The organism is Pseudomonas fluorescens, assembly GCF_002022275.1.
Lineage (GTDB): Bacteria > Pseudomonadota > Gammaproteobacteria > Pseudomonadales > Pseudomonadaceae > Aquipseudomonas > Aquipseudomonas fluorescens_AJ.
Genome location: NZ_MSDF01000060.1, coordinates 42,411 through 50,902, shown reverse-complemented (window position 1 = coordinate 50,902; position 8,492 = coordinate 42,411). Strand labels below are relative to the sequence as shown.

8 protein-coding genes are annotated in these 8,492 nt (G+C 62.8%); 7 read left to right on the top strand and 1 reads right to left on the bottom strand.

Features of this window, described 5'->3' with window-relative positions:
• Positions 1-21: 21 nt before the first annotated feature.
• The gene (locus BFW87_RS30135; RefSeq protein WP_176159847.1) at positions 22-2,838 is read right to left on the bottom strand and encodes an ATP-binding protein; all 2,817 of its coding nucleotides are present in this window, start codon (positions 2,836-2,838) and stop codon (positions 22-24) included.
• A gap of 574 nt (positions 2,839-3,412) precedes the next feature.
• Between BFW87_RS30135 and BFW87_RS30125 the strand changes: the two genes are divergently transcribed.
• From BFW87_RS30125 to BFW87_RS30095, 7 genes are all read left to right on the top strand, one after another.
• Complete coding sequence (locus tag BFW87_RS30125) at positions 3,413-3,685, top strand: BufA1 family periplasmic bufferin-type metallophore (RefSeq protein WP_078743353.1); 273 nt, start codon at positions 3,413-3,415, stop codon at positions 3,683-3,685.
• Positions 3,682-4,095 (top strand): DoxX family protein, encoded by a 414-nt coding sequence (locus BFW87_RS30120; protein ID WP_078743352.1) that lies wholly within the window; start codon positions 3,682-3,684, stop codon positions 4,093-4,095. The genes BFW87_RS30125 and BFW87_RS30120 overlap by 4 nt, the downstream gene beginning before the upstream one ends.
• 13 nt (positions 4,096-4,108) lie before the next feature.
• The gene (locus BFW87_RS30115) at positions 4,109-4,870 is read left to right on the top strand and encodes an alpha/beta fold hydrolase (RefSeq protein ID WP_078743351.1); all 762 of its coding nucleotides are present in this window, start codon (positions 4,109-4,111) and stop codon (positions 4,868-4,870) included.
• Positions 4,871-4,896: 26 nt separating this feature from the next.
• Positions 4,897-5,169 carry a BufA2 family periplasmic bufferin-type metallophore gene (gene bufA2 / locus BFW87_RS30110; RefSeq protein WP_078743350.1) on the top strand — a complete coding sequence of 91 codons (273 nt, stop codon included), beginning with the start codon at positions 4,897-4,899 and terminating at the stop codon, positions 5,167-5,169.
• Between the two features lie 53 nt (positions 5,170-5,222).
• Positions 5,223-6,047, top strand: a complete 825-nt coding sequence (bufB, locus tag BFW87_RS30105; protein WP_078743349.1) for an MNIO family bufferin maturase — start codon at positions 5,223-5,225, stop codon at positions 6,045-6,047.
• Positions 6,044-6,784 carry an HvfC/BufC N-terminal domain-containing protein gene (locus BFW87_RS30100; RefSeq protein ID WP_078743348.1) on the top strand — a complete coding sequence of 247 codons (741 nt, stop codon included), beginning with the start codon at positions 6,044-6,046 and terminating at the stop codon, positions 6,782-6,784. The genes bufB and BFW87_RS30100 overlap by 4 nt, the downstream gene beginning before the upstream one ends.
• 303 nt (positions 6,785-7,087) lie before the next feature.
• Positions 7,088-8,452 (top strand): MFS transporter, encoded by a 1,365-nt coding sequence (locus BFW87_RS30095; protein ID WP_078743347.1) that lies wholly within the window; start codon positions 7,088-7,090, stop codon positions 8,450-8,452.
• Positions 8,453-8,492 lie beyond the last annotated feature (40 nt).

Below are 8,492 nucleotides of genomic sequence, written 5' to 3'. Positions count from 1 at the left end.
ACCCAAATACCGGATATACACTCAGCGATGCTGAAACCGCGGCAACGAAGCAATCCGCAACTTGGGCTCCTGCAACCGCGCCAAATCCGTCGCAATCTGCGCCCGCCAAAAGTGCGCCCCCGCCAATTGCGCATCCACCCACGCCTGACGCAACAACACCTTGGCCTTCTCCACCGAGCCATAGAGCCCCTGACGCAACGTCAGCTGCGCCTTGATTCGCAACATCTGCGGCACAAACCAGCGCTCATGCCGGCCAAGCGCCAATTGCAAAGTGTCTTCCAACACTTCCAGCGCAAGTTTTTCCAGGCCCAGGCGCGCCAGCCCCAGCGCGTATTCACAGCGCAGCATGCTGTAGAGCTGGCTGTCGCCCTGACCCTGCAGTTGATGCAGCGCCTCACCCAGCTGCGGCACGCCTTCCTCCGGTGAGCCTTGGCGGATCAGCAGGATACTTTCAAAGCACAGGCGAAATTGCCGCCAGATATGCAGATCCTGGCGCGTGGTGCTGTCTTGCAGCAGGCCCAGGTAGTGGCGCGCTTTCGGCAGGTTCGAGGCGAGTAACGCGAGGGGAATGGCGCCCATGCAGAGGGTGTACCAGAGGGTCGCCGGGTGATCGAGCGAGATGGCCTCGTCGACGCAGTTGCCGATCAGGCGCAGCGCCGGGTCGACGTCACCTTCCAGCAGTTGCACCTTGGCCTTGAGGCTGCGCGCGGCGATGCGTTGGTCGAAATGCACGTCGATGATGTGCGAGCGCGGCGCCGACGGTGAGCCGAGGGCTTCGTCGATATTCTGCCGTGCGCCGGCCAGGTCACCCATATGGAACAGCGCCACGGCACGCATGCGTTTACCGAGCAATTGCTGGTTGCCGCTGTCGTTCAGGGCGATGTAACGCTCGGCCAGTTCCAGGGCTTCGGTGTATTGGTTGCAACCGACGCGGTCGGTCCACAGGCCCCATAGCGCGCGCAATTTGTGTTCGGCATCGCCGAGGTCGCGGGCGTCTTCGCGCACCTGGCGCCAGGCTTCGCGCATCGGGCCACCGGTGCCGTAGGTGAGCATCAGCACACTGGCCAGGGCCGTCTGCAGCAGCATGCGCTGGCGCATCGGCAAGGGGGCGACGGCGTCGCTCGCCAGGCCTTTGTCGACCCAGGTACGGCACTCGCTGACCAGCGACAGACGTAACCACAACGGTACGCCGCCCAGCGTCAGTTCAATGCCCAGGGCCAGGTTGCCATTGGGCGAGTAAGCCCATTCCAGGGCCGAACGAATGGTATTGCTCTCGGGGCCGTAGAGGGCGATCCAGGTGTCCGGAGACAAACCGTCCAGGGTCTGGCCGGCTTCCTGCAACACGCCGAGTGCGTAGTGTGCGTGGCGCTGCGCGGTGGAGTTCGATTCACCGTACTCAACCAATTTTTCCAGGGCGTAGGCGCGGGTGGTTTCCAATAGGCGGTAGCGCTTGAGCAACTGCGACTCACCGGCAATCAGCAGCGATTTGTCCATCAGGCTTTCGAGCAAGGGCAAGGCGTTGCGCGGGTCGAGGGTGCTGCTGGCGGTCATCGCCTTGACGGCGTCGAGGGTGAAAGAGCCGGTGAATACCGCCAGTTGGCGCAGCATCGCTTGCTCGTCGTCGCTGAGCATGGAATAGGTCCAGTCCAGCGTCGCACTAAGGGAACGATGGCGGGCGAGGGCGGTGCGGCGGCCGGTCATTTGCAGGCGAAAGCTGCCGTCGAGCAGGCCGACCAGGTCTTGAATGCCAAAGGTGCGCACCCGCGCGGCGGCAATTTCGATGGCCAGCGCGTTGCTGTCGAGCTTGCGGCAGATGGCGCTGACCGCCGCTACATCGGCGTCTTTGAATACAAAGTCGGGGTCGAGGGCGCGCACGCGTTCCACAAACAGACGCACGCCGGACCAGGCCAGGGCTTCGCAGGCACTGAGCACGGCGTGTTCGTCGGGCACCTGCAGCGGGGCCAGGTCGTGCACGCGTTCGCCATCGGCCCGCAAGGGTTCACGGCTGGTGGTCAGCACGCAACAGTGGGGCGCGCTGCGCAGCAGGGTTTCGGCGACTTCGGCGGTGGCGGGCAGCACGTGTTCGCAGTTGTCGAGCACCAGCAGCAGGCGACGCTCGGCGAGGGTTGCGGCAATGCTGTGCAACGGGTCTTCGCTGATGGTCTGGATGCCCAGCGCGCTGGCGAGCATGCCGGCCACCCATTGCCCGCCGGTGGCGGGGGCGAGGTCGACGAAGCAGGTGTCCAGGTTGAATTCATTGGCCAAGTGATGGGCCACGGCCATGGCGACGGTAGTCTTGCCGATGCCGCCGGGGCCGGTGATGGTCACGAACCGCTGGCTGATGACCTGACCGGCAAGGTTGTCGATCAACGTCCCACGGCCGATCACTTCACCGGCAGGCGCCGGAAGGCTCGGCTCTTCCACTTTGGCAGTGGGCACCGGCAACGGCTCTTCGCCGGCCACCTGCACGGTAACCGGCGCCACAAAACGATAGCCCCGGCCCGGCACGGTGACGATATAGCTGAAGTTGCCATCGTCGCCCAAGGCCCGACGCAGGGCGACGATCTGCGCCCGCAGGTTGCATTCCTCCACCACCACCTTGGGCCAGGCGAAGGAGATCAGTTCGGATTTCTCCAGCAATTCACCGGCACGGCTGGCCAGTGCGATCAACAAATACAGAGCGCGACTACCCAGGGTGACGGGCTCGCCGTTGCGCAACAACACATGCTGGCGTGCCAGTAACAGAAAGGGGCCGAAGCCGATGGCGTTTTCTGTGGACGCCGGGGCCGGGTGGTCTGCGTCCATATAGGACACTGCGTGGGGCTTGCTCGAGCTCATCAATTCGTCCTTTTTATAGTCGGGCTTGTTATTGGCGATCAGGCCATTCGCCCTTTTGGGTGCAGATGTGCAGCAGCAGTCTTGGAAAGTTGATGTCGACGGAAGCGTCGCAAAAGCTGCCCTCCTTTGGGGCATGTCGTTTTTATAGGCGTGTCACGGATCTTGTTTCAGTGAATGAGACTGTCTCAAAGCTGAAACATTTTATTACCAGAAACATGGATAAAGCAGAATGTATGCCAGTTGGCATGTAACGAAGATGACAACAACCGCATGAAATTTATGGTGATTTTTGTGGTCGTTGAAGGCTTTTCAGAACGATCGTTCGGAAAGGCGAATAATTCCAATTGTGTCGTTCGGGATGCCGAATAAAACGGCGGTGGTTTGGCGCGGTTTTATTGGCTGTGTATCGCAATGTGTCCCCGCACCAGCCTGATACACCTGCATGACGTTCTGTCGTGTTTGCGACACAAAGCGGATACACGGCTGGCTTTAACTCTGTTCACCAGCCGGCGCAGGCGGTTACTCACCGCTCCACGCGCCCTGGCCACACTCAGTCAAGCCAGGAGATTCACCGATGAAGCGCTCTTATGCGGCACTTGCCGCCACCCTTGCCCTGTCCCTCAGCGCCTTCGCGGCGGTGGTCCATGCCGATGACGCCAAGCCCCAGGAAAAATGCTTCGGCGTGTCCCTGGCCGGCGCCAACGACTGCGCCGCCGGTAAAGGGACTTCGTGCGCCGGTACCGCCACTGCCGATTACCAGGGCAACGCCTGGGTGCTGGTGGACAAAGGCACCTGCACCGGGATCAAGACGCCCAAAGGCTACGGCAGCCTGACGGAGCAGCCGTGATCCGGCGCCTGCTGCCCGAGGCGCTGCTGTTGCTGGTGGCGCGCCTGGGCATCGCGTCGGTGTTCTTTCTCTCGGGGCGCACCAAGGTCAGCGGTTTTCTGGACCTGAAACCCTCCACCTACACGCTGTTCCGTTCGGAGTACGCCTTGCCGCTGATTCCGTCGGAGTGGGCCGCGCACCTGGCGACGTATGCCGAGCACGTGTTTCCGCTGCTGCTGGTGCTGGGCCTGCTGACCCGCCCGGCCGCCGCTGCGCTGTTGGGCATGACCCTGGTGATCGAGGTGTTTGTGTACCCCGACGCCTGGCCGGTGCACCTGACTTGGGCGGGCCTGTTGCTGCCGTTGCTGGCAGTCGGCGGCGGGGCGTGGTCGCTGGATCGCGTGCTGTTTTCCAAACCTTTACGTCCTTGATGGAGACTTCCTGATGCGCATGCTTTCTTCCCTGGCCATTGCCATGGCCCTGACCGTTCCGATGCTGGCTCATGCGGCCGATGCGGCGCAGCCCGGCACCGGTAAAAGTGTGGTGATCGTGCCCGGTTCATTTGTCGATGGCTCCGGCTGGCGTGTGGTGCACGACATCCTGATTCACAAAGGCTACAAGGTCACCGTGGTGCACCAGGGCCACGAAAACCTCGCCGCCGACGTGGCCGAGGCACGTGAAGTGCTCGAGCAGCAAGTCGGCCCGGTGGTGCTGGTGGGCCACAGTTCAGGCGGCGCGGTGATCTCGATTGCCGGTGACCGTGACAAGGTCAAGTCGCTGGTCTACGTGGCGGCGCTGCAGCCGGAAGTGGGCGAAAACATGGCCCAGTTGATTGGCTCCATGCCGGTGCCCAGCGATGACATCAAGCCCAGCCGCGACGGCCACCTGTTTTTCGACCGGGCCAGATTCAACGCGGACTTTGCCGCCGACCTGACCACCAACCGCAGCGACTTCATGGCCGCCTCCCAAGTGCCGGCCACCACGGCGTTGTTCGGCGGCACGGTGTGGGCGGCGGCCTGGCATAAAAAGCCGACCTACGCCGTGGTGTCCACCGAAGACCGCGCACTGAGCCCCGAGCTGCAGCGCTGGATGTACAAGCGCGCCGGTTCCACGGTCACCGAAATCAAGGCCAGCCATTCGGTGTACATCTCCCAGCCCGAGGCTGTGGCGAAGGTCATCGAAGACGCGGCATCCGTCATCCAGTAACACCCCCCCAATCCGGAGAAATACCCATGAACACTGCATTCAAATCCCGCTTGAGCCTTGCCGCCGCTGCCGCACTGGTTGCCCTCGCCTCGGCGTCATTCGCCGGTGCCGCCAGCGCGGGCGACCAACAGGAAAAACCCGGCCGCTGCTACGGCGTCAACACGTGCAAGGGCACCAGCCTGTGCGCCACCGCCAAAAGCGACTGCAAGGGCCTCAACAGCTGCAAGGGCGAAGGCGTGATCGTCAAGACGCCGTCTGAATGCCTCAAGGCTGGCGGCACGTTGACTGAACCGAAGTAACCTACCCGGCGGGCGCCTTCCACGCCCGCCATCTTTTTTTGCGGAGAGCCGTCATGGTGCCAGCCAACCCTCACTTTTCAGGCTACGGCCTGGGGCTGCGCAAGGAACATTATTGCGACTTCCTGGAGACCTCGGTGCCCGTGGATTTCGTCGAAGTGATTTCCGAAAACTTTATGGTCGAAGGCGGCCAGCCCCGGCACATCTTGCGCCAGGTGCGTGAGCGTTATCCGGTGGCGCTGCATGGGGTGTCCCTGTCCATCGGCACCGCCGAAGGGCTGGATGCGGATTACCTGCGGCGCCTCAAGTCGCTGGTGGATGAGGTTGAGCCGCTGTTTGTTTCCGACCACCTGAGCTGGTCGCGCAGCGGTCGTTTCAACGCCCACGACTTGCTGCCCTTGCCCTACACCGAGGAGGCGCTGAACCTTGTGTGTCGCCATATTCATCAAGCCCAGGACGTGCTGGGGCGCACGATGCTGTTTGAAAACCCCTCCAGCTACCTGGCCTTCGACGGCGCAACGATGAGCGAGTGGGAATTTATCGCCGCGATGGCCGAACGCACCGGCTGTGAATTGTTGCTGGACGTCAACAATGTGTTTGTCAGTGCCAGCAACCATGGCTTCGATGCCCTGGCGTTTCTGGACGGTCTGCCTGCCGAGCGTGTGCGACAGATTCACCTCGCCGGTCATAGCCAAGGCCGTGATTTGCTGATCGACAGCCACGACAGCCCGGTGTGTGACGGGGTTTGGGAACTGTACGCCAAAGCCCGCGCCAGGCTCGGTCCGGTGGCGACCATGATCGAGCGCGACGATGAGATTCCGCCGTTGGCCGAGCTGCTTCAGGAGCTTTCGATGGCGCGGACGCTGGGAGCCAGACGATGAACCTGGCCGAGTGGCAGCGCACGTTTTGCAGCTGGCTGGTGAACGCTTCGGATGACTGCGCACAACGCCTGGGCAATCATCACGCGGGCCTGGCGGTGTACCAGAACAACTACCGGGCACAACTGGTGGGGTGCCTGGAGGATGCTTTTCCCAACCTGCGTCGGTGGGTAGGAGACGAGGCGTTTCAGGCGGCGAGTATTACCCATATTGATCGGCAGCCGCCGCACGGCTGGACGCTGGATGCCTATCCCGAAGGTTTTCACCTCACCTTGAAAACGCTGTTCCCCCACAACCCCGACGTGCATGAATTGGCCTGGATCGAACTGGCTCTGAATGACGCCTTTGTCGCCGCCGATGCCACGCCACTGACGCTGGCCGCGTTGACCGAACTGGACTGGGACACGGCGGTGTTGCAGTTGGCGCCGTCGCTGCGCTGTCATGCGCTGACCACCAATGCCGACGCCATCTGGTCGGCGCTCTGGCAGCAAACGGAGGCGCCCGATGCGCTCATGCTGGAAGAGCCGGGCGGTTTGCTGGTGTGGCGGCGCCAGTTTACTTCGCGCTTGCGGCAGGTGGATGCGCTGGAACTTGAGGCCCTGTTGCAGGTGCAGGCAGACGGCAGTTTTGCCGGGTTGTGCGAGTTTCTCGTGGCGCGGCTGGGGGAAGAGGCCGGGGTGATGCAGGCGGGTGAATTCCTGGCCGGGTGGCTGGGCAGTGAATTGATTGTGGGCACCTGAGATTTTCCTGTGGTGTGTGGGCTTCCTGTGGTGAGCGGGCTTGCCCCGCGTTGGAGTGCGCAGCGCTCCCAGTCCTGCCACCTCGGTCTCTCTGACGGATTTCTGGGGCCGCTTCGCAGCCCAACGCGGGGCAAGCCCGCTCGCCACAGAAGCCCGCGCGCCACAAAAACCTGCTCACCACAGGAAGTCAGCCACCAAAAGTTTTGAGCAAAGATGAAAATATTGACAGCAGGGCAATAGGCAACTGAAAAAAATCCCGTCTGCCCGTACTCTAGGGGCCTTTGTTACCTGCGTGGATTGTTCATGTCTTCTGTCGCCGATGGGTTGCCCTCCAATAAACGCTTGCCGGCGGTGATCGCCCTGTCGCTGGGGATCGGCATGGCAACCCTGGACACCGCCATTGTCAACACGGCGCTGCCGACGCTGGCCGAAGGCATCGGCACCGATTCGGCCTCGGTGATCTGGGTGGTCAATGCCTACCAGCTGGCGATTATTGCCACGGTGCTGCCGTTTGCGTCCTTGAGTGATGTATTGGGGCACCGCCGGGTGTATCTGGGCGGGTTGCTGCTGTTTATTGTCTCCTCGCTGTTCTGTGGGCTGGCCGGGTCACTGTTGACCCTGACGGCGGCGCGGGTGGCGCAAGGGCTTGGCGCGGCGGCGTTGATGAGCGTCAACACGGCGCTGTTGCGGCATATCTACCCGTCGAAAATGCTGGGGCGGGGCCTGGGCTATAACTCGTTGGTGGTAGGGCTGGCGTTTACCCTCGGGCCGACCGCGGCGTCGGCGATTCTGTCGGTGGCGACCTGGCATTGGCTGTACCTGATCAACGTGCCGTTGGGGTTGTTGGCGCTCGGCCTGGGCCTGCGGTCATTGCCGGTACTGCCGTTGACCGGGCACGCGTTTGACCGCCTTGCCGCGCTGTTGTGTGCCGGCTTGTTTGCCTCTCTTGTGTTGGGGTTGGGCACGGCGGTACACGGTGCTCAAGGTGCGTTGACGCTGGGGTTGATTGCCGTCGCGCTGGTGTGCGGTGCCTTGTTGCTGCGTCGTGAGGCCGGGCACCCGGCACCGATGTTGGCGGTGGACCTGTTCAAGCGCCCGGTGTTTGCCTTGTCGTCCCTCACGGCTATCTGCGCGTTCAGCGCCCAGGGCCTGGCCTTTGTGTCGTTGCCGTTTTTGTTGCAGGCAGTGCTGGGGCACAGCCAGGTGGAAACCGGATTTTTAATGACACCGTGGCCGGCGGTCGTGGCGGTGATGGCGCTGGTGGCGGGGCGCCTGGCGGATCGGGTGTCGCTGGGCCTGCTGTGCGGCATCGGGCTGTTGATGCTCAGTGTGGGCATGGCCGCGCTGGCAAGCCTGGGCAGTGGCGCCTCGGCCTTTGATATCGGTTGGCGCATGGCGCTGTGCGGTGCGGGGTTTGGTTTCTTTCAGTCGCCCAATCTCAAGGCCATCATGACCAGTGCACCGCTGGCCCGCAGTGGCGGGGCGAGTGGCATCGTGGCGATTTCGCGTTTGCTGGGGCAGACGCTCGGGGCGTCGTTGGTCGCGTTCTGTTTCCACCTGTCCCTGGGCAGCGGCCCACAGTACGCGCTGTGGCTGGGTTGCGGGTTCGCACTGGTGGGCGCCGTGGCCAGCGGGTTGCGCCTGTTGCCCTATGACAAAAAGGCGTGATTGCGCGTTGTAAAACACTGTTCGGGAAGGCTACCGTGGC

What these genes read in the sequence shown, in the direction of transcription:
- bufA2 (WP_078743350.1), top strand. Translation starts at nt 4,897, where the DNA reads ATGAACACTGCATTCAAATCCCGCTTGAGCCTTGCCGCCGCTGCCGCA.
- BFW87_RS30100 (WP_078743348.1), top strand. Translation starts at nt 6,044, where the DNA reads ATGAACCTGGCCGAGTGGCAGCGCACGTTTTGCAGCTGGCTGGTGAAC.
- BFW87_RS30115 (WP_078743351.1), top strand. Translation starts at nt 4,109, where the DNA reads ATGCGCATGCTTTCTTCCCTGGCCATTGCCATGGCCCTGACCGTTCCG.
- BFW87_RS30135 (WP_176159847.1), bottom strand. Translation starts at nt 2,838, where the DNA reads ATGAGCTCGAGCAAGCCCCACGCAGTGTCCTATATGGACGCAGACCAC.
- BFW87_RS30125 (WP_078743353.1), top strand. Translation starts at nt 3,413, where the DNA reads ATGAAGCGCTCTTATGCGGCACTTGCCGCCACCCTTGCCCTGTCCCTC.
- BFW87_RS30095 (WP_078743347.1), top strand. Translation starts at nt 7,088, where the DNA reads ATGTCTTCTGTCGCCGATGGGTTGCCCTCCAATAAACGCTTGCCGGCG.
- bufB (WP_078743349.1), top strand. Translation starts at nt 5,223, where the DNA reads ATGGTGCCAGCCAACCCTCACTTTTCAGGCTACGGCCTGGGGCTGCGC.